The organism is Niastella sp. OAS944, from assembly GCA_024809215.1.
Classification (GTDB): Bacteria; Bacteroidota; Bacteroidia; order Chitinophagales; family Chitinophagaceae; genus Niastella.
The window spans coordinates 443,297-465,260 of record JANUBW010000006.1; the positions used below are offsets into that span (position 1 = coordinate 443,297).

13 protein-coding genes are annotated in these 21,964 nt (G+C 44.8%); all 13 read right to left on the bottom strand.

What is annotated here, in order from left to right; translation table 11 throughout:
• Positions 1 to 56 precede the first annotated feature (56 nt).
• A complete protein-coding gene (locus tag GGD38_RS24265; protein WP_375301548.1) occupies positions 57 to 3,071 on the bottom strand; it encodes an alpha/beta fold hydrolase in 3,015 nt (1,004 codons plus the stop codon).
• Positions 3,072 to 3,147: 76 nt separating this feature from the next.
• The gene (locus GGD38_RS24270) at positions 3,148 to 4,539 is read right to left on the bottom strand and encodes a RagB/SusD family nutrient uptake outer membrane protein (protein WP_375301547.1); all 1,392 of its coding nucleotides are present in this window, start codon (positions 4,537 to 4,539) and stop codon (positions 3,148 to 3,150) included.
• A 20-nt stretch (positions 4,540 to 4,559) separates the two neighbouring features.
• Entirely contained in the window at positions 4,560 to 8,255 is a 3,696-nt protein-coding gene (locus GGD38_RS24275) for a SusC/RagA family TonB-linked outer membrane protein (RefSeq protein WP_375301546.1), read from the bottom strand.
• 165 nt (positions 8,256 to 8,420) lie between these two features.
• Entirely contained in the window at positions 8,421 to 9,443 is a 1,023-nt protein-coding gene (locus GGD38_RS24280; RefSeq protein ID WP_375301545.1) for a FecR family protein, read from the bottom strand.
• A gap of 98 nt (positions 9,444 to 9,541) precedes the next feature.
• Positions 9,542 to 10,147, bottom strand: a complete 606-nt coding sequence (locus tag GGD38_RS24285; RefSeq protein ID WP_375301544.1) for an RNA polymerase sigma factor — start codon at positions 10,145 to 10,147, stop codon at positions 9,542 to 9,544.
• A 331-nt stretch (positions 10,148 to 10,478) separates the two neighbouring features.
• On the bottom strand, positions 10,479 to 11,876 hold the full coding sequence (locus tag GGD38_RS24290; protein ID WP_375301543.1) for an AMP-binding protein: 1,398 nt from the start codon (positions 11,874 to 11,876) through the stop codon (positions 10,479 to 10,481).
• Positions 11,877 to 11,903: 27 nt separating this feature from the next.
• On the bottom strand, positions 11,904 to 12,149 hold the full coding sequence (locus tag GGD38_RS24295; RefSeq protein ID WP_375301542.1) for an acyl carrier protein: 246 nt from the start codon (positions 12,147 to 12,149) through the stop codon (positions 11,904 to 11,906).
• An 84-nt stretch (positions 12,150 to 12,233) separates the two neighbouring features.
• A complete protein-coding gene (locus tag GGD38_RS24300; RefSeq protein ID WP_375301541.1) occupies positions 12,234 to 13,652 on the bottom strand; it encodes an MATE family efflux transporter in 1,419 nt (472 codons plus the stop codon).
• Entirely contained in the window at positions 13,649 to 15,487 is a 1,839-nt protein-coding gene (locus GGD38_RS24305) for an IucA/IucC family protein (protein WP_375301540.1), read from the bottom strand. Before GGD38_RS24305 ends, GGD38_RS24300 begins: the two co-directional genes overlap by 4 nt.
• Positions 15,447 to 16,775: a lysine N(6)-hydroxylase/L-ornithine N(5)-oxygenase family protein gene (locus tag GGD38_RS24310; protein ID WP_375301539.1), complete on the bottom strand. Its 1,329-nt coding sequence runs from the start codon at positions 16,773 to 16,775 to the stop codon at positions 15,447 to 15,449. Before GGD38_RS24310 ends, GGD38_RS24305 begins: the two co-directional genes overlap by 41 nt.
• A gap of 27 nt (positions 16,776 to 16,802) precedes the next feature.
• On the bottom strand, positions 16,803 to 19,214 hold the full coding sequence (locus tag GGD38_RS24315) for a GNAT family N-acetyltransferase (protein WP_375301538.1): 2,412 nt from the start codon (positions 19,212 to 19,214) through the stop codon (positions 16,803 to 16,805).
• Positions 19,180 to 20,730: a pyridoxal phosphate-dependent decarboxylase family protein gene (locus GGD38_RS24320; RefSeq protein ID WP_375301537.1), complete on the bottom strand. Its 1,551-nt coding sequence runs from the start codon at positions 20,728 to 20,730 to the stop codon at positions 19,180 to 19,182. The genes GGD38_RS24315 and GGD38_RS24320 overlap by 35 nt, the downstream gene beginning before the upstream one ends.
• A gap of 11 nt (positions 20,731 to 20,741) precedes the next feature.
• Positions 20,742 to 21,884, bottom strand: a complete 1,143-nt coding sequence (locus GGD38_RS24325) for a taurine catabolism dioxygenase TauD (protein WP_375301536.1) — start codon at positions 21,882 to 21,884, stop codon at positions 20,742 to 20,744.
• Positions 21,885 to 21,964: the final 80 nt, after the last annotated feature.

Genomic DNA, 21,964 nt, shown 5'->3' on the forward strand with positions numbered 1-21,964 from the left:
AGCTTGACGCTCTGCACAGCGTCCCGACCCGGTTCTCCGGGTTGGGACTTTTTTTATCAGATCCTTTTCAGCCAGCTTGTTATCTCCTCTAAAACAGCCGGATCAATAGTTTCTGTAAGCTGTGCGTATTCTGTAGTAGTACAGGTTTTGCAATGTTGCAGTAAGTGGTTAATACCAGGGAATATTTTTGTAGTGATGTTTTTGTTATGAGCGGCAGCAGTATATTTCTCCCAGTTCTGTGTATTGTTACGCGCGTTCAGCATAATATCTTTTTCGCCATAAATAGATAGTATGGGCACATGTATTTTAGAAATATATTGGGCAGGGTCAAACTGAATATGATAACGGTACCATTTGCCCGTGGCCTGCCGTACGTACGAATATATAGGAAAACGGAAATGATCGTATTGGATCTTCAGACTGTCTACCAGTTTATCATCTTTTTTCTTCCAGTCGGCATAGGTAGTGTTCAGCTTTGTTTCCATAGCCGTATCATTGGCATATTGAAAGGCGATGTTAAACATTCTTTCGTTAATGTCGTTATATCGGTCTTTATCGTGTTGCGGAATATTGGCTACAGCAACCAATTGCCTGTTTTGTTCAAGCAGTGCATCGAGGCCCTTGGTGGCCAGCCCCGAAAGACTGATAATGAATTTTACTTTATTTGATTTTGCAGCAGCTATGGCAATGGCGGCGCCACCTTCACTGTGCCCCAGTAATCCTACGGGAATTCCTTTTAGGTCTTGTCTGTTTTCCAGATAAGAAAGAGCGCATAAAGCGTCATTTGCGAAATCGGCAGTGGTAGCATCTTCATATTTGCCGGTGGTTTCACCAGTCCCCCTGTCGTCTACCCGTAAAACAGCAATTCCCTGGCGGGTTAAATGATCGGCAATAACGGCAAAGAATTTATGACCGGCCATAGTGCCATCACGGTCTTGTTTGCCGGTACCCGATACCAGCACAATGGCTTTGGTTATTTTTTGTGCTGTTGGTTTTGTTAGTGTGCCTGCAAACCGGATACTACTATCGGCGGGGCAAAAAAAAACTGTTTCGCTTGAATAAGGAGCTGTGGTATTCACAGCTCCTGTTTTGGGTTCAGACTTCTCTTCTTTCTTAAGGGTTTCGATTATATATGAAATTTCATCGGCCAGGGCGCTTGGGCTGCCTTTGTACCCGTTGTTCACCCAGCGAAGTTTTCCCTGCTGATCGATGATCAGTTTCATAGGAATGCCTGAGCTGTGGTAGTCTTTAGCACAACGGGCATAAGCTATATCAAGATGTTTACTTTCGGCATTGTAGCCATCGTATAATACTTCGAAGTTGTATTTCTTTTCGGCCAGAAATTTTTTGATCTGTTCTTTATAATCAGCCGTTGTTTCCTGGGTGGCAATAAAATAGAATGCCACATTGGTATCGGCCTTGTATTTATTTACTGCCATTTGCATACCAGGCATGGCTGCTTTACAGGGGCCGCACCAGGTGGCCCAAAAGTCAATGATCACTATCTTTCCTTTTAAACCTTCCAGGCTCACAGTACCGCCTTTGCTGCTTTCCAATTGAAAGTTAGCCATAGGCAGGCTTACCAGGTTTTGTTTCAGCTCTTCTTCATCGGCGGCTATCTTGTCTTTCGATTTCAGCGATTCTATCCAGGCTTCAAACCCTTCGCCTTTTTTATTCTTTTTAGCTATGTAATCTTTTTTCAACACATCGAGCATGTAGGGAGTAAGGGCATTTTCATTGGCTGCTTTCAGTATGTAGGACATCGCTTCCTGTTTTCTGCCATTGGCAAAAAGTAACCGTACATACAGTTCGTTAAACTCACCTTTTTTGAAATTGTATATAGGGTTTGCCAGGCTGGCAAATTCCAACGCTTTTTTAGGTTGTTTGCTTTCAAACAACAATTCTGCATGAATGAAATAGTTTATGTAATTCATGCGGATGCTCACCTCTTTCCATTGTGAGGCGCTGTAAACGCCATTGGGCGGGCGGCTCATGATCTCTTTTATAAGCGCATCAGACAAAAGCATCAGCGTTGTTAATGGCATATTTTTCTTTTCATGCGGTATCTCTACCATATGATGGTACCAGGTGCTAAGTTCAATGGTTGGTACTACAGGCATATACTTAAAGAAATTACTGTAGTTACTGTCTTTAATAATGGGCATATATACTGCTGCACGAAATAATTTATTATACCACAGGTTGGTAATATCAGTATCTACGCCTTCAAAGGCAGCGGGCGGAAAGTCAAGGATAAACTGGTCGAAATCTTTTATTTTCTTCGACTGGTCGGTCTCCCGGTTAAGAGTGAGCATCGCTTTATCTCTTGCAGAAATGCCCTTGGGGAATTTTTGCAGAATAAGCTTTTGAATGCTATCGGCGGCGCTTTTGTCGTTCAGTATGGTGGAATATACATCTGCTGCATCTATCCATGCCTGTTCTGGTAAATTAGGCATGTTGAGAATATTGCTCACTTCTTTCCTGATGTTCAATTCAACGGCGCTGTCATTGCTTGTTCTTTTATACAAGGTCAATGCCTTTTTGAAGAAGTAGGGTTTGCTTTCAGGAAAGTAAGTGGCCTCGTTACGCAACCACATACGTGTTACTTCATCTTCGATAAACGCTGTGGTGTCAACCTGAAAAGGTTGGTTCTGTCTGAAAGTTCTGCTGCGCAAGGTGCCCCATGCATAATAAGCGCTGGGTATTTGTTTGCCGGTTGAATCGCACAACAGCCAGCTGTATGTTAGCTTACCGCCTCTGTCAATAAGCGAATCGGCCTGAAATATACAGGTGATAAATGCACAGCCTTTCGGTAAACGATAATTGCCTGCCCAGGCAGTGTCTTTCCATGTCATGGGCATATCATCGGCATGCCATTTCCATTGCGAAAAATAATAAACAATTCCCCTGATGTTCTTTCGGCCTTCCAGCATGGTGCCTTTATCCTTATAGGTAATGCTAACGGTGCTGCCAGGCAAAGGGCGTTGCGGCGATACGGCAAAAACGGGCACATAGTTCTGAGCTGCGGCCTGCAATGTGAGCAGGCAACTAATCAAAGTCACGAGTTTCATGGTAAAAAGGTATGTTAGGTGTGCCACACATCAAAAGTGCGGCACACCTTGTTAATAGGTGTTTCTGATGGCTATATTACGGATTGGCTGTAATGCCTGGATTAAACTGTCGATAGTAATCTGAAATAGGGAATACATACCTGTTGCTGTTGGGCTCAAGCGTATAGGTAACGCCCCTGAATTTACGGGTAATGGTTTGGGTGAACAGTGGATCATTCTTCAGGCGACGCATATCGAACCAGCGCAAACCGCGACAGAAGAATTCCCGTTGGCGTTCTTTAATAACCTGTACCAATGCTTCATTGGCTGTTGTTGCTGTTAAAGGTGTATAGGCGGCAGTGGTAAAGCGGTTTTGGCGTAAGGTGTTGGCTTTTGCCAAAGCGCCGCTTACGTCGCCTTTTCTTGCCAGCGCTTCTGCCTTTATCAATATCATTTCAGGTACCGATGGGCCCAGGTTACGATTGTCGTATGATCCTATGCGTTCTTTACTAAAGAACCTGCCTGTGTACAGGGTAGATGAAAAGTCGCTGGCCGGTATGGTAAAAAAGCTATACCGCAGATCATTAGTGCCCAGCAGGTTCAGTAAAGAGTCGCTAAGCCGGAAAGCAGTAGGCATCCATGCATTGCTGCTGGCATGAGAAATTTTCGATAAAATGATCTCCGGGTCTTTTAAGCGGGCAGGATAAGAGAACGTTGTTAATGTGGAGAGATTATTCAATGTGTTTTGAATGGCCAGTGAACTATCGGCCCAATTACCGGCCTGTTCATAATTGCCCATATACAGGTTGGCCCTTGCCAGTATGGCAAATGCAGCTGCCCGTGAAGGCAGGGTGTTGAAGAGGTTCTGTTTTGGTAAGTAAGCATATGCCGAGGTTAGGTCGTCAATGATGAGCTTATAAACTTCTGCCACCGGGGCGCGGCTTAATTTTGCATCAAGCGTTGGCGCGGTAACCAGGGGAACGCCTTCATCTGTATTGGCTGTAGCCGCATTGTATGGTTTGGCATACATATTTACCAGGGTCAGGTACGCATCTGCCCGGTGCACTTTTGCTTCAGCAATGATCACGTTTTTCAGGCTATCGGTGCCGCCTGTACTACCTGGCGTTTCTGTAATGATCACATTACAGTTGTATATCAGGTTGTACATCCTGTCCCACTCAGCGTCCGATTCACCTAAAACAGTGTACACGGCCGGTTGCCAGGTATAGGCATTTACAAAATACGTATAAAAGGTAGATGTTGCCAGTTGCGCCATTTGTGCACTGTCTATGATATTGATATCATCGGCAGCCATGTCGGGCATGCGTACAGTGGCTTCAAATGTATATGTATTGTTGAGCAGGTATCTGAAGTTATAGGTTTCCTGCGGCACCAGGCTGCCCTGGGTTTTTATATCTACATATTTTTTACAACCGGTAACAGCCGATAAAAGTATTATGGAGGTTATTATGTTGAATACTTGTTTCATTGTGATCTTCTCTTTTTCAGTTAGAAATTAATTCCAAGCGCCAGGTTGTAAGATGCAGAAGGCGGCAGTGCAATTGTATTAGCACTCAGGTAAGGAATAAAATCCGGATCTATTTTCTCTTTGTTCTTCGTCCACAATAATCCCGGGTTTCTTACTGTAAATGTAAAGTCTATGCTTCTTGCTGTGATCTTTTTGGCCAGGGAAGCAGGCAGGCCATAACTCAGTGAAACTTCACGCAGCCTGATATAACTTCCATCGAGTATATTGATGTCGGAGTTTGCATATCTGAACAGGCTTTGGCCCGCATATGCACCAGCAATACCTGGTACATTAGTATTGGCCTCATCTCCTGGTACGCGCCAGCGTTTATCAATGTCCTTGTTCAGGTCGTATACTACAGTCTGTTGGCGGGTGCTTGTATATACTGAAACCGTTGGGCGGCGGAATACAGAACCAAAGCTATATGTACCCAGTGCAAACAAAGTGAAATGTTTGTACCGGAAGGTTTGGCTAAGGCTTCCATAATATGGCGCCTGGGTGGTACCTGCATAATATAAGGCATCTATGCTGGTTGGATTTTGTGATGGCAGCAGTTTGGTTTGTTTATCTGCAGCATACACCTGCGTCATACCTGTATTATCGAGCCCGGCAAAACGGTAAACCCATAAAGACGTTGTAGGATAGCCGGCGATATTGGCACCGCTCAGGGAAGAATAGGTGGCCGGGGTGGCAATAAACCGGTTGTCTACGATCTTGTTCTTGTTATAGGAGAAAATAAAGGTGGCCGACCAGTCAATGTCTTTTTTACGAATAAAGGCGCCCGTAATGCTGGTTTCAAAGCCTTTGGCATTAATACGGGTATTGTTGGTGGTTAAGGTTGAATTACCATACGTTGGGTCAATTGGGAAGGTATACATAATGTCTTTCCCTCTTTTGGTATACCATTCAACACTACCCGATAAACGATTATTCAGTACGGCATAATCGAGCCCTATGTTAAATACGCCTGTTTTTTCCCAGCGTAAAGCCGGGTTGGCAGGCTGAAAAATGGAGGCCGATGGCTGGGCTGTACTCCAGTTATCGCTTATGCTGATGGCGGTAAATGGATAAACATCCGATACAATGTTACCGTTGAAGCCATAGGTGGCCCGCAGGGCAAGTGCATTGATGAAGTTGGCCGGTTGCATAAATTTCTCGCCTGCAATATTCCACTTGGCGCCGGCGCTCCATAGAGGCGTTGCGCGGTATTTTCTGTCTACACCAAAATTGTTATAATCATCGTACCGAACGCTACCAGAAATAGAATATTTGTTCATGAGCGTATAGGCGGCATTGGCATAGTACGACAGATAACGTCTTGTTTTATCTTTTTGATCGGTAGTGGGCACGCCGTAAATTGACATGGTTTGCCCATTAACATTTACATAACTGGCCAATACCTGCTGGCCGTTGCCGGTTTGCATATTGTAACCGTATATAGCGGGCGGGGCTGTTTGGCCTTGTTTTGTTTGCCTTATTTCGGTACCGGCAATAGCATTGATCTGGTGTATGCCGCCAAAACTTTCATTATATAACAATTGACCCCGGGCGCTGTAGTTGGTGTTGTTTGTGGAGTTTTGAGAAAGTATGCCTCCCCTGGGTATACCGTATATTAAAGTGCCGGTGGCATAGTTTACGCTGGTAGCAGTGTTTACCGCATCGCGGGCAGCCCATGACTCCGGACTGTTCCAGCTACTCCATTGCTGACTATATTTTTCCATCATGAACTCGCCGTTTGCCGATAAACCTTTGAACAGGGGCACATTCAGGTTGATGGTACCGCTGTAGGTATTGTCTTTCGTGGTTCTATCGTTTGCGGTTAGCTCATCCTGGTAGTTAAAACCCCAGGGCAAATAGCCGCGAAGATTCACCAGCGTGTCGGCTCTTCCCTGGTACAGGTTGTAAGAATAGTTTACCTTATTGCCATTTTCATCAACGATCTGGTTATAGGGCAGAAAGGCGCTGTTGCCAATGCCCAGTTTTGATATGCCAATACCGTTGTTCTTGTAATTGAACAAAGCGGTTTTTAAACTAATGCCAAGCGTAGCTTTTTTCAGCAGTTTAAAACTCTGGTTGGCAGTTGCGGTAAACCGGTCACCATTATTGCCTATGGCGCTGGTAACTTCGCGTGAATACGATGCTGAGAAAAAGTAGGTGTGATAATCGTTGCCGCCGCTTACCGACAGATTGTAGGTTTGTGCATTGGCTGGTTGTAAAAGATACTCCTTATACTGATCGTACCCGTTGATAGCACTGAGCCGGGCCCTTTCTGCTTTATAAGTGGCAGAATCAATGATGCCGGCTTTTAGTTTATATACCAGGGCGCCTGCATCGCTTTTATATAATTTAAACGGCGGAGCGCCGGTGATGGGGTTGTACAGGTTCAGGTTTTTATTGATCACCTCTTCATCATAGTTAATGATGGCGGCGCTGTTTGCCAGGGGCAGGTAATTTAAGCGGGGCGAACCATATGCTGTGTAATTGGCCAGGAAGTTGACGGTTGGCGCTGCTTTGCTACGGCCTTTTTTTGTATCAATGACAATTACCCCATTGGCTGCGCGTGCGCCCCAGATAGAAGCAGCTGCAGCATCTTTCAAAATAGTGATCTGCTCAATGTCGGCCGGGTTAAGGGTCTTTATATCAAATTCAGTTGGGAACCCATCAACCACTATCAGCGGCATTCTTTCACCACGCATGGTGGTATTGCCCCGTACATTAATATCGTAGTCGTTTTGACCAATGTTACGGGTTGGGCTGCTGATGCCTTGTGTTAGACCCTGATACACGAAGCTGTTATCACCTGCTGTGATCTTTGGCTGTAAGCCGGTGGCCAGGCCTTCTATCCGTTGTATCAGGTTGGCTACTGGCATTTTCTCCAGGTCTTTGGCAGTAATAATGCTATACGAACCGGTTGATCTTTCTTTTGGCAATTTCTGGTAACCGGTATTTACTACAGATACGGTTACTTCATCGAGCGTTTCTTTTGTTGGGGTAAGTTTTACCAGAAAATAATCGGTTTCGCCGGTAACGCGCATTTCGCTTGTTTCATAACCTACAAAAGAAATTACCAGGGTAGAAGGTGTGGGTACATCGCGAATTTCAAAATTCCCATTGCTGCCGGCGGCAGTGCCAAAGCGGGTGCCTTTAACCGTGATCACCGCACCACCTAATGGCGAGCCCTCGGGTGATACTATTTTACCTCTAATGGTAATGGCGGTATCACTGGTGATGCCTTTCTGGGTTATCTTTTCACCGTCGGGTGGAATACGGCTTGAAATAAAGATGGTATAGTTCGATTGCTCAAATTGTAAAGGTGTGCCTTCGAGTAGTGTTTGTAAGATCTTGTCAACCGGGGTAAGGCGGGTGTCCAGGTTCAGGCGGCTGATGACGCTTATGTCGCTTTTTTTATAGGCAAACCTGAAGGGAGTGAGTTTTTCTATTTTTTTAAAGGCCTGTTCCAGGCTTTCATCTTTCAATGAAAGGGAAATGTTTACCTCGTCTAAAGTTTGTGCATGTGTATGGTTTGCCCAAATTACCTGCAGGCAACAAACCATACTTACTATCCATACAAAACTCACACGCATACAGAAGTAAAAGAATTTTTTTTGAAAAAGCAGTTGATTCTTGGTCCATTCATGGGCGTACGATGCCCATGAACCAAATCCTGAAAAATTCATACATTTGGTAGTTTAAATGATTCGACGATTATTTGAACATTCCAACCGTTTCGGGTTCCAGCCGAAGCGGTTTTTTTATGTTTTGGTTACCTGTACGTTTGTACGCAAGGCTGCGGTGCTACGAACTATTGATCCATCTCATTAGCTGGTTGTTTGGTTTGTGTTTTATTCTGTGCAATTGATATTTGTTATTACTATTTTGTCGTTAACCCGCTTCCAGGAGGCCTGGTATATTTTGCACACCACGTTCAGCACATACTCCAGTGATTCATCCTGTTTAAATGATGCTGTGAACCGGCAGTTGCCGGGTTTTTCATTGGCGCCTGTTTCTATAATAATGTTGTACCGGAAGGCTAATTCGGTAATGGCTTCATCGATGGTAACATTGTCCATCGTATATTCCTTGTTCTTCCACGGCAGCTCTAATTCTGCATTCACCGCCTCCTGTTTCAACTGGTTATTTTGCGTATTTACGCTTAACTGCTGATCGGGGGTAATAATGCCCAATACGCCACGTTCATTTTCTACCTTCACTTTACCGCGGGTTACGGTTACGGTCACTTCGGTTTCGGCCGGCCAGGCTTTTATATTGAAAGCGGTACCCAGTACAGTGGTTTTTATATTGCCGCTGTGAATAATAAATGGCATTGCATCATTATGGGCTACATCAAAAAAGGCTTCGCCGGTAAGGGTAACTTCGCGGGTTGAACCGTTGAATGCCGGCGGGTACGATAACCGGCTGCCTGCATGAAGTAAAACTTTACTGCCATCGGCCAGGGTAAGGTATTTGTTTATATTCTTTTCATTAGCCGGCGTATTGGTTTTTGCCTGTTGCTGCCCGGCCGGTTTTGAAGGCAATAACCAGTATGAAATAACACCTGCTGCAATAATTACAACGGCCGCTGCTGCAATCCGGAACCATGAGCGCCGCAGGAAATGTACGCGGTGAACAGGTGCTGCGGGTTGCTGTTTTATTTGTTGTAGAATACGGTTATAATAGGCCTCACTGTTTTGGGTCGATAGGGCATCTGCCGGCTGGTATTCATTCCAAATTTCTTCCAGCGACGACCTTATTTGTTCTTCATCGGTGGCATTGGCAATAAGGGCGGCAAGCGCCTGCTTTTGGGCGGCACTAATATCCTTTGATAAATATTGCTGAAGCAGGCTGGTTAACTCCTGTTTTGACATATATGGTTCGTTTACAAAAGGTTAATGGAAAGGTAATGATCTGTTAATGGCAAGAATACTATTAAGACAAATGGTGAAGGCGGTGGGAGTAGTGAATATTAAAAAAAGTTTTGGAGCAGGGTAAATGCATAAAACAACGACGTGGGCAGGGCATAGTGCTTTCTTATTTTTTCGCGCAGGTATTGCAGGGCCTGTGCAGCATGCTTCTTTACCGTCAATGGTGAAATGTTCAGGCGGGCGCCTATCTCCTCATATTTCATGCCCTCATCGCGACTTAGCTCCATTACCCGCTTTTGTTGCGGCGGCAGTTCATCCATGCCGGCTTTTAAAACGGCGTGTACGTCTTTATAGCTCAAAATGGCGTAAGTATCATCGGTGCCGGGGTTTATGTCGCGGGCAATTTCAGCCAGAATAAGCGTTTCCTGGGCCATTCTGCGAAGCCCGTTCAATACATGGTTTTTGGTAACGCGAAATATCCAGGCGTTGAAGTTGGCAATGCCGGCGAGTTGTTTTCTGTCGGCCCAGATCTTTACAAATACTTCCTGCAGTGTGTCTTCAGCTGTTTGCTGCGATTGGGTGAGGTTCAATACAAAATAGAAAAGCTTCTGGTGATATTTATGATAAAGGGCTGCAAATGCCTGTTCATCATCGTTCGCCAGTGCTGTAAGTATCGCTGTATCTGTATTTGGTGAATTGTTCGTCAACCCTCCTTATTAATAACCAAAAATCGGTGCCGGCGTTGTTTTATAAAATGCCGGCAGCAGGATAAGGGTGCGTTTAATGTTGAAAATGGTTTGTAAAGTTATTGATAGTAAGGGCCTTGTCAAAGTTTATTTTCAATAGCGCATAAAGAGAACACCCGCCGAGTGGAATGTTCGCCGGGTGTTTGTGAAAAGTCTTATGGCCTTTTTCTTAACCCCTGGTTATACCCATCTCAACCTCATCTCCGTACCAAGTCCGTACCATCTCCGTACCAAGTCCGTACTTATAACGTACTTGGTACCCTTTTTACACATTGTTGGTATGTAGTTAAAGTTAACAAGACCTTGACAAAGGTAGAACCTGGGCAAAACCCATAACGGCCGGATAGTCGATCTTTCCATTAGGGGTAAGCGGCATGCTGGGAATGTATTTTACCTGAACTGCTGATGTATGTATCTGTAGCTTTTCTTTCAGTATTTGCTTAATGGCGCTTTCTTCCAGTTGTTCATTTACATGAGATACCAGCAGGTGCTTGTCATTAATACCGGTGCATACAATGGTTTGACCACCCAGTGAGTTCTTGAGTATAAGTTCTACTTCATCGAGGTTCAGGCGGGTGCCAAACAGTTTTATAATGCGTTTTATTCTACCCGTTATATAGTAATAACCGTCGGCATCCACACGGGCCACGTCGCCGGTGTACAATTTGTTGGTCTGTTGCCAGGTACTTAAATCACCGGGGCCGGTGGCATAGCCACCGAATACATTGGGGCCGAAATAAATAAGCTCATTGGTATCGTCATCAATTTCAAAGCGGCCGTTTTTGATGGGCTTGCCAATGGACGCGGCTTTTTCAATAAGGTGTTGCTGGGGAAGAAAAGCCATACGCCCGGCTGCTTCAGTTTGTCCGTATTGCGCAAAGAACTGTTTGTTATAGGTAGAAATATATCGCATGATGTCGGTGCGCAGGGCCTGGTTAAGAATGCCACCGGTTTGCGTCATATAACGCAATGAAGGATGATCTTTTTTGAAGAACCCTATGCGGTGCAGCATTTCATATACATAGGGCACGCCGCCGATGGTGCTACAGTTGTATTTAGAAAAATCTGTCCAGAAGGCGGGTTGCAAAATGTCGTTATTGGTGCACAGGATGGCGCCGGCCGCCATACAATTAGTGGTGAAGATGCTTAAGCCATACACAAAAACGATGGGTACGTTCAACGGTACTACATCATCGCTTTTGATAGGCATATAGTCGAGGATGGAGTAGGCGTTTTGCACCAGGTTCTCATTCGATAATTTTACGAACTTGGGCGATCCGGTTGTACCCGAGGTGCTTAACAGCATTTTTATATTGGAATGAATAAGATAGACCGGTGTTTCTTTTCGTTTAAACAATTTAACAGATGCGGATGCCTGTGTGCCTTTATAACCTTCAACGGCAGTGCGCGCCGGATCATAAATATAATAGGGCGTGTACAACGCTTCCAGGTTTTGTTTGAATGAAAGATGTAATTGCGCACTTAATAATACAACGGTGAATTTACTGTTGAGGAAATTCAGCAATACTTCTACCGACCCAATGAGGTTATCGTTATAAATAAACACCAGTCCCTGCGTGCTGTCGATGTGCAGGGATTGATGCATTGTATTTATAGATTTCGCATGACCGGTTTGCGCATCTATAAAGAAAAGGTCCTTGTTCTTTTGGATTAATTCGTATAACAACATGGTATTAATGGTTAATGGTAAATGATCTTAGGCTGCTGCTTCTACATTATACTTCTTTAGCAGCTCTCTTACTTTTGCTACGCTGCCCATGGTAAGTACATCTTCCATATCGATGGTAATGCCATAGGCGGCTTCGAGTTCGGTTACCAGCACCAGGTGTGATACGGAATCCCACTCGGGAATGCTTTGATATTCCAGCTCATCGGTAACATCGTTGGGGGCAATGCCAAATGCTTTGGCTATAACTTCCTGTAAATTTTGATTTAAATTCATTTTTATTGATTTAATGATTTAATGTTTGAGTTGAGACTTAATGCCTCCCCCCCATACCCCCCTCCGGTTGGAAAGGGGCTTATTTTATAACTTAATTTGTTTCCACCGACCTTGTTTGAATACATATATACAGGCTATGGCCAGCACCAGTTCTGAAATAAGAATGGCAATAAAGATTCCCCTGGGACCCCAGTTAAACACAATGCTCAGCAGCCAGGCCAATGGCAATTGTGTTATATAAAACATGAGGATGTACAACAGCGAAACCTGTTTAATGTCACCTGCGGCATTCAGCGACCGGGATATCACCATGGTATAACCGAGCAGGATGTAGGCCATGGAAATAAACTGAATGTACATGATACTAAAACCGATCACTTCGGGCACATCGGAGAAAAGACTTACTACTGGTTTGGCTGCGAAGAACCAGAAGATGGCGACCAGTATAAGAAAGCACATATTTACCGAACCGGCTTTCCAAACAGTTTGCACGGCCCGCTCCGGTTGTTTGGCGCCCAGGTTTTGCCCCGTTAATACACCTGCTGCATTACCAATACCCCAGGCAGGCATGGTAGCAACAGATGCAACACGCTGGGCAATGATATAACCAGCCAGTGCATTGGCGCCAAAATGCGAAACGATCTTTATCATGAACATCCAGCTGCTGGCTGGTATCATATATTGCAACGTGCCGCCGGCCGCTTGTTTTACTATTTTACCAATGATAGCCGGTACAATAAGTAACTGCGCCCGGCCAATTGTAATTATTGTTTTGCCGCGCAACAGGTACCAGCCCTGATAACCTACACCGGCAATGCGCGCTATAACTGTGGCCAATGCAGCGCCGGTTAATCCTAATGCCGGTATGGGGCCCCAACCAAAGATGAGGAGTGGACAGAGCACAATATTAATACCATTCGATAACCAAAGTGTTCTCATGGCCAGGGCTGCATCGCCGGAACCTCTGAATATGCCGTTAATGGAAATGCGTAGCAGCAGAAATAAACTACTGCCAAACATAAGCCGGCAAAACAAGGCGCCTTCATTAATGAGCAATGACGAGAGCCCCATCCAATGCAATATTTCCCGGTAAAATACACACGAAACAATGCTGATGATCAATGAAACGGCCAGCCCGGTATAGATCACCTGCATGGCGGTAAGCCCGGCGGTTTTGGGTTTCTTTTCACCTGTCCTTCGTGAAATAAGGGAAGAAGCCGAAACGCTTAACCCAATGGCTACGGAATACGAAAAGGTAATTACCGATTCTGTAGTGCCGGCAATGGAAATAGCATTGGCGCCCAACCGGCTTACAAAAAACAGGTTGGCGCAAACAAAAAGCGATTCCATTACCAGTTCCAGTACCATGGGCACAGCCAGTAATACAATGGCCCGGTTAATACTACCGGTTGTGAACTTTTTTTCTTTGCCCGATACGGCCAGCTTTAACAGATCGATGAGTGATGCGCTGTACAAAAGGGCCGCTTTTATTTTTTGTTTCATAAAGCTGCCTGTACATTAATGGTTTCATTGAGCCTCTGTTGCCTGATGAGCGCCAGGGGATTTTGTAAAGTGCCGCCTTTGCGCGGAATGGCAAAGCTGGTCTTTTCTTCATACGCATTACCCAGCAAACGAACACTGTTTATGTAAAAGCGTTTGAACTCCGGCGTAAACAGGTCGTATTTTTCAAACTTATGCGCCAGCGCCGGGTGAGCCGTTTGGTATTCAATGATCACATCATATACCTGTTGCCAGAACGCCTGTTCATTATACGATGTATAGGTGTGCAGTACATTGCTTAGGTAACGGAAGAAAGCGTCAAAAACGCCGAGCAGAATGAAAAGCGGTACATTGTCTTTATTGGAAGAAGCGATCATGCCCGCTGCCAGATCTTTAGGCAATTTTTCTTTGGCCTCTTCTGTAAGTACAATGTCATCAACAAAATCCTTGATTATAATGCGCACGGGAACGTCGTTCTTCAATACCAAAATGATGTTTTCTCCATGCGGGGTTACGCAAAGCGAATGCTGGTAATAGATGTGTAACAGAGGTCTCAGGTAAGCCTGCAGGTAAGCTTGTAACCATGTTTCTATTGTAAGGCCACTCCGTTTTGCCAGTTCACCAACAAGCGGGTTGCCTTCGTCATCAACATACAACAGCGACGCCATGGTAATGATGCGTTCACCCGCTTTCAGGTATTTCTCTGCGCTTTCGCGCCATAATACACCCAAAAACTCTTTGTATTGGTATGGCGGGTCAATAATAGCATGGTAGTAAGGATGGGTATAGCTTACTGTGGCCACTTCGCCCAGTAATACCAGGCCCAGGCTTTGCAGGTAAGCGTCTTCCTGTAGCATGTTCATTACCCATTCTGTTACCCGCGGCGCAATAGCCATTTGCTTGGGAGAAAGCCCTCGGATATTGCCGGTGCTTAAAATAGAGATAGCCGTTTTTACGTAATGTTTATACGGTTGGCTGGTGTTGTAAAATGTACGAATGCTTTGCTGGGGCAGATAATTGTCTGCGCCGGCACCCAATGGTATCAACAGCTTGCCGGCAATATCACCGGCATATTGCAATAACAGTTTGTTGTTCCATTGCCAGGGATGCACCGGCATAAATGTATAATCACTTGCATTTACACCCTGAGCAAAAAGCGTTCTTTCAAAATCTTTAATTTTCTCCGTACTTAGTTCCTGCTCAAAGAAAGATCGCTCATCAATATGATGGAGACTGCGAAAGCCGGCACGGCTTTTATGCGCGGCTACCCAAAGTAGTTGAACGGGTTCATCGGCTTCTGGCGCATACAGCCTGTGATCTTCATAATTAAAACCTAACCGGCTTTTGTTTACAATTACCCATGGGTGGCCATCCATTTGGTGTTCTACTGTTTGGTAACCGGCAACAGCCAGTTCGCTTGCCATTGGGCGGCCCCGGGTATGCATAAAGGCATCGGCATACAGTGTGTGCAAAAGCTCCTCTACATAATGCGCAAGCGTAAATGAGTTAATGCCGAATGTGGTTTGTAGTTCTATAAAGAACAAGGGTGCATCTGTTGCTAAGCCAATGCCATCGTTGCTGTGTCGTTGTATACTGTTTGGCTCTATATGCCAGTAATCGAGTTGGCGTTTGTAACCGGCGAAGGTGTAATAAACACCGGGCTCATCGGTTGATAACAGGAAATGCGTTTTGCCATCTTCATCTTCCGAAACGATGGCTGGTTGTGCCACCTGTTCATGCATTAATTCGGCAATACTTTTTGCCAGCAAGCGGCTGTTTACTTTTTGCCACACGGTTTTATCCAACGGTAGTGTGCCTGTATGTGGTTTCAAATTCATTGTTAATTGCTTTTGTTGTTCCGAATGTTTGGAACGCGATCCTTTTTTCAACCTGGTATACTTCGCGTCCGGTAACCTTATTAATGATGTGCGCATTTCTATAAGCACCCATGCCCAGATCGGGGGTTACAAAACCATGCGTATGCAATTCTGCATTCTGTACAAATATTTCATTGTCGTTTATGTCAATGGTATAATCGCGCTGCACCTGGAACAACCCATCGGGCTGGCGGTTTATACGTGCTGCTATTCCCTGTAAAAAAGCCGGCTCCTTATATTTGTAGCCTGTTGCCAGAACTACATAGTGGGCCGGGCATGTGTACGGCTCCTGCTGTTCGGTTTCTGTAAACAATAATTCATAAGCGCTTTCCTCACCGGGTAAAATGTTCTCAAGCCGCATGTTCGATCTTATGTTTACGGGCAGCGAAGTATTGTCAACACTCATTTCATACAACTGGTCAAAAATGTTGTTGATGAGGTCGTAGTTGATGCCTTTATATAAAGCGTTTTGTTTTAATAACAATTTCCTTCGCTTTTCTTCCGGCAGGTTAAAGAAATAATCTACATACTCCGGCGATGTTAATTCAAGCGTAAGTTTTGAATATTCCATGGGGTAGAAGCGTGGCGAACGGGTGAACCAGCTTAGCTGCATGCCCTGTTCGGTGTATGGCAACAGGTCCTGGAAGATCTCTGCCGCGCTTTGTCCCGAACCGATCACGGCAACAGAGCCACTTTTCTGCAATTGCTTTTTATGAAGCAGGTATTGCGAAGTGTGAATTACATTAGGCGTTTGATTGCGATCGATAAACGCCGGTAGGTATGGTTGCGTACCGGTACCTAATGCCAGCCGTTCTGCATAATATATTTCCGTCTTGCCGGTTTTTGAACGGCGTACGGCTACTTCATACAGGTTGTTATTGTATTCAATCTTCATTACTTCATGGCCAAACCGAACATTGGTGAGTTGTGCGGCTACCCATTGGCAATAAAAATTGTACTCCTTACGTAAAACATTAAAATTCTCTCTTATGTAGAATGGGTAAAGCCTATTGGTTTGTTTACAATAATTCAGAAAGCTGTATTTGTTGGTAGGATCGGCCAGGGTAACCAGGTCGGCCATAAAGGGAACCTGCAACGTAGCGTTGGGGAGCATGAGCCCCGGGTGCCAGTCGAACGATTCAGACTGGTCGAAGAAGAGTGTGTTTATCTCTGTTATTGGTTCCGTTAAAGCCGCCAGGCCTAAATTAAACGGACCAATACCTATGCCTATGAGGGAATATATTTTCATCTTGGTTTTCTTTTAAATAATGTCTGATTAAACGTTCGGTTTATATTGTGGGAATTTTGCCCAGAACCATTCTCTATAACAGAAGTTCAGATTGGCTTTTTTATGCGGCATCTCTATTGTCTTTTCTACTTTAAAACCTACATGTAGTTTATTCATAAGAGAAGCCAATGAATCAACCGAACCTTCGCCTACCATTTTACCTACCTGTGGTTGTGCAAATACATAATCAACCATACATTGGGTAGAAGGAGAGACGTATTTCTTTTTAGGATCAATGGATGCTATGTATTGGTGTGTGCCATAGTCGGTTGGTAAAACATCGTAATATTCGCCCACCATATCGCGTACAGCCCAGTATACTTCGAAGTAAAAAGAAGGCTCACCGTTGGCTTCGCCTATATAGGCGTATAACATATCGCCGGCCAGCAGTGTGCGGTAATAGGTTTCCAGTTTACTAATGGGCCAGTTCATTTGCCAGATCTTTAACGCATGCTCCCGGTGAAACCATTCGTGTAACATGTTAAGGTCGCGGTTTAGGTCAACAGGCCGCAGGCTGATGGTTACATCTTCCTTGGGGAAATACCTGCTGTAAAAGATCTCCTTCGATGCCGGATAGATCAGTGTATTACTAAAATGGTATTTATGCAATGGATTGTAGTAGGTGCGATACACGGCCGGGTTGGTGCGCGGTGCACTGGCTTCATCCATATTGTTGATGCTGGTAAGCAGGTTGCCCTTGGTGTTTAGTTTGAAACTGGTTAAGAAATGGTTCACCAGGCCCGTACTGTCGGTATCTTTTATTGATTCAAGCAATTCATACACCATGCGCAGCAGTGTAACTTCATTGGCCAGTTGATTTTTACCTAATGCATTCACCAACCCAAACAGGTTGTTGGAAAGAAGGTAGTGGTCCCAATACCGGTACATTCTTTCTTCAGGGATAAATGAGCGGCTGTTGTTTCCGAAATCGGGGATTACTTGTAACAGCTCATCTACTTTTCCTTCTCTAAAGAAAAAGCCCTGGTTATCGCGGAAGTATATTTTGGCGGGGAACAATTGGGCATCCATTTCCAGCAAAACGTTCTGTTGATGGTATTCGCTTCCCAGTCCAAACTCATTGAAAATACCTATCAATGGTTTTACACAAACGTGCAGGTATTGCGCAAACCAGTCGAGCGCGGTTTCGCTTACTGTTTTATTACGATATTTTGCCGCCTGTTCAATGATGTTCACTATGCGCGGCGTATTACCTGCAATTCCATCCTGGCATAAGGCGGCTACCAGCGATACATTCTTTTGCGCATTGGCGCCTTTAAATACATTTTTGCGAATGCTGGTAGTAAAACCATCAATCACCTCACCATTATAGCTAACCATAATATAGGCGGGATCGGTTATAAATTCCACCCCAGGGTATTGTTTATGTAATTTTTGCCCCCAGCTTGTATTCATCAACCGCGCTGCATCATGACCACGGTATAGTTCATGCGGATAGTTAACCCGGTACGAATTGGTGATCTTTACATGCAACGACAGCTTGTACATAAAGTCGCTTTGTTCGTTATATACGGTACGTACACTTGAGGTGGCGGCATATAATACGCCGGCCTCACCCAGGCTGAACAACAGACCTTTTGTCATCATTTCCTGCACCGCTGGTTGTTGTATAAGATGTAGCATTTCCCAGGGATGTACCGGCACTACTTTATAATCGTAATACTCCCTGATCATAGACCTGATGGTAAGGTTTTCATTGCCTGCCAGTAATTCCATTTTCAATACATCGCAGGGCAGGGTAGCTTCCGTACTTTTCTCTGTTACATAATCGGGGTGTACCAGGAAGTAATGCAATGGAAAACTCGACTGTGTTTCGGGTGAATAATGCAACAGATCATCGGTGCTGAACCCCTCTCTTGTTTTTGTAAGCGGGTGCAGGCTATGGCCTGATAGTAACGATTGCTCGGACTCAATAAACGTTTGTTGCGCATTGAAAATGCCGGGTTTATTTACTTCAAACCTGTCGAGGAAGATCTCCAGGTTATGGATGCTATTCTGCATCAGGTAAACGGTGCGGCTGGCCTCTGCATCCGGATAGGTAGTTTTTGCATATTCGGTTACCAGTTGCAGAAAACGGGTGGCGCTTATGTCGCTTATGCAATTGGTTGATAATTCTCTTTCCGCTACGGGGAAATAAAAGCTGTGAATACCGGTTTCTGAATAATACTGCAATGGTATATATACTTCTGAACCAATGGTTGTAAGATCAATACGGATATGCATGGTATGACCGGTATGTGCAAACCAGTCGGCCAGCACCTCATCGTATTTAGGAATGCCTTCATAGCGGCTCCAGTTATTGAACTCACGGCAAAAGCTGTTGATGAGCGCCGTGTAATTAATATGCTCAGCTGTTTGCCGTATCGTGACAGCGTTGCTCATAGTCTTTTCCATGTTTCTTTATGATTGTTAAAATGTTTTGAATGTGTTGAATAGTTGTGAGCGGGTTCAGGATGGTAAACTTCAGGTAGAACCGGTCATTAACTTTAGTGCTTGCCACCAGTACCTCGCCATTGAAGAACATTGTTTGTTTTATGTACAGGTTCATGGCGCAGATATCCGTGCCGGCAGAATTTTGCGGAATATATCGGAATACCAATACGCCCAGGTCTGAATGGCTTAATAGCTCAAAGTGATGCGAGCCTTCAATAAGACAGGCTGCCTGTTCGGTGGTATCTATGATCTTATCGGTATAATGCCCCAGTTTTTGTTTACCCATTAAGCGCAAGGTGAACCATAGTTTAAGTGCATCGAAACGGCGGGTACTTTGGGTAATAGATTTATTGATCTGCGCAGGCAGTTCATCATAATCCTGTTCTTTGGGGTTCAGGTAATCTGCATGGTGTTTAATTATTTTAAGATGAAGTTTGTTCCTTACCAGGAAGGCGCTGCTGCTGATGGGTTGAAAGAACGATTTGTGATAATCGATGGTTACCGAATCGGCCAGCTCAATACCGTTCAACAGGTGGCGGTATTTTTCAGACAATAATAATCCACAACCATAGGCGGCGTCAACATGCATCCACATGTTATGCTGTTTGGCAATGTGGGCAATGGCCGTAAGCGGATCGATGTTCCCAAAATCGGTAGTGCCGGCAGTGGCAACAATGGCAATAGGAATATTTCCTTTTTCTATTTCCTGCTGAATGGCAAGCTTCAGTTTAACAGCATCCATGCGAAAGCGTTCATCGGTTGCTACTTTAATTATTGCCTGTTCGCCCAGCCCCATTAATGAAGCATTCTTTTGATTACTGAAATGCGCTTTTTCCGACACAAATATTCTGAATTTATGGGCAGTGGCCGGGTGGCCATCTAACTTAATATTATGGTCCAAATAAGTAAGCGCATAATAATCGCGGGCCACTAATAAGCCCATTAAATTACTTTGCGAACCGCCACCGGTGAACACGCCATCGCACTGGGAGCTGTAACCGAGTTGTTGACCCGTCCAGTCAATAAGACGGCGTTCAATGAATGTGCCGCCGGCGCTTTGGTCGTAGGTGTCTTGCGATGAATTGATGGCGCTGATGATCACTTCGGCCGCCAGTGCCGGAATTACCACCGGGCAGTTGAGGTGTGCAATATATTCGGGCAAATGAAAAGCAGTGGCATGTTTAATATATAAGTCATTTATCTCAGCAAACAGGCTTTTGTAATCGGGCAAAGGATTGTCAAGACTGATACTGTCAAACTCAGCCAACAAGGCGGCTGGTTTTATACCACTGAATGGTTTATTGGTATTCTTTAAAAATCCGGAGATCTGTTCCGCTGCCGCTCTAATGGCCAGGCGGTATTCGGTTTCCGTTCCTTCATGAAAAATATCATTACAGGAGGTGTCGTCTGTTTCGTTTTCGGGTAACTCCGTAGCGTAAATTGAGATCAGGGTCTGTTTTTCCATTAGTGACTCGGTTATTGATGTGAAGGATCGTTGTGAAAAAGCTTACCATAATGTTCTTCCATAATGAAGTAAGGATCATCGGTGTGGGCAACCGAACTGATGTTGATGAGGCTGGTTTTGCTCATCATGCGCAGCATAAGCCGGCGTTCGCATTTCACCAGCTTCCCGTTTTCATTACGATAACCGGCCACAAAGGAGTTTCTTCCATGTGCGCACAGGTGGTTGTTTACAAAAATGAGATCGCCCGATTCGGGGATAAAATCATTGTAAATGAATTGACGGGCTTCTTCCCAAAAACGCACCAGGTTATTCATAGCTTCCGGGGTTTGCCCTGCTTTTTCATTATAGATCTGCTCTGCAGCATCAAAGCGAATGAACGGCCATTTGCGGTTGCCATATAATATAGAAGTGGTCACTTCTTCGCCGGCATTTTCGTCATCGGCGTAATTGGCATCTTTGGGGCATTTGTAAATAGGCTTGAACAGGGCTTCCATTATTTCATTTGTTTCGCCATGCGACCGGATAGAATACAGGGTAGAAGGCACTTGTTCTTCATTACGCAGAAAAAGGAAGCTGAGAAAATCGGCCTGGTTAAACAGGAAGGCATCTTCGGTATGAACGTACAGATCGGTACGGGAGCCGGAACCGGTTTGTGTAAAGTTCATTTTCTCATCGGGTATAACGGCATGCAATAAGCCGCCGCCTTTCCTTTGCGCGTAATATTGAACAGGTTTGGAAGGTATGGCGCCGTGCAACAGGGAACAAATAAAACCATATTTGATCAGTTTGCTGTAATCGGTTTCCTTCCACGAGGGTGGGGTAGGGCCAAGGGCATCATGATCAACATCGGTAAGTCCTCTTAATACTAAAGCGCCAAATTGGTTGCCCGAGAAATCGGCCCCAAAACGGCTTAGTATACCTGCAATACGTTCGGGTAATAACTGAAATGCATTCAGGTGAAGTGAAGAAATATAATCGGGGTGTTCATAATGGCCAAATGCTTTTGTGAGAATATTGGCCACGTTTGATAGTGCAATTCTTTCTTTTGGTGTAACGTCAATGATCAATGGGCTCATTGGCGGTGGTAATACGCCTGGCCCTGTAATGTGCGCCGGTATTGTTTTTTGCCGGGCTGCTGTGGTAATGGCTTCCATTTTGTGATAGTTTAATGGTTTTATATTAAGGTTGTTCTTTACGTTTTGGGCAATATATTTTCATCTCCATCCGAAGGTTG

Coding starts and splice junctions, on each gene's coding strand:
- GGD38_RS24265 (WP_375301548.1), bottom strand. CDS start 3,071: ATGAAACTCGTGACTTTGATTAGTTGCCTGCTCACATTGCAGGCCGCA.
- GGD38_RS24270 (WP_375301547.1), bottom strand. CDS start 4,539: ATGAAACAAGTATTCAACATAATAACCTCCATAATACTTTTATCGGCT.
- GGD38_RS24275 (WP_375301546.1), bottom strand. CDS start 8,255: ATGAATTTTTCAGGATTTGGTTCATGGGCATCGTACGCCCATGAATGG.
- GGD38_RS24280 (WP_375301545.1), bottom strand. CDS start 9,443: ATGTCAAAACAGGAGTTAACCAGCCTGCTTCAGCAATATTTATCAAAG.
- GGD38_RS24290 (WP_375301543.1), bottom strand. CDS start 11,876: ATGTTGTTATACGAATTAATCCAAAAGAACAAGGACCTTTTCTTTATA.
- GGD38_RS24295 (WP_375301542.1), bottom strand. CDS start 12,149: ATGAATTTAAATCAAAATTTACAGGAAGTTATAGCCAAAGCATTTGGC.
- GGD38_RS24300 (WP_375301541.1), bottom strand. CDS start 13,652: ATGAAACAAAAAATAAAAGCGGCCCTTTTGTACAGCGCATCACTCATC.
- GGD38_RS24305 (WP_375301540.1), bottom strand. CDS start 15,487: ATGAATTTGAAACCACATACAGGCACACTACCGTTGGATAAAACCGTG.
- GGD38_RS24310 (WP_375301539.1), bottom strand. CDS start 16,775: ATGAAAATATATTCCCTCATAGGCATAGGTATTGGTCCGTTTAATTTA.
- GGD38_RS24315 (WP_375301538.1), bottom strand. CDS start 19,214: ATGAGCAACGCTGTCACGATACGGCAAACAGCTGAGCATATTAATTAC.
- GGD38_RS24320 (WP_375301537.1), bottom strand. CDS start 20,730: ATGGAAAAACAGACCCTGATCTCAATTTACGCTACGGAGTTACCCGAA.
- GGD38_RS24325 (WP_375301536.1), bottom strand. CDS start 21,884: ATGGAAGCCATTACCACAGCAGCCCGGCAAAAAACAATACCGGCGCAC.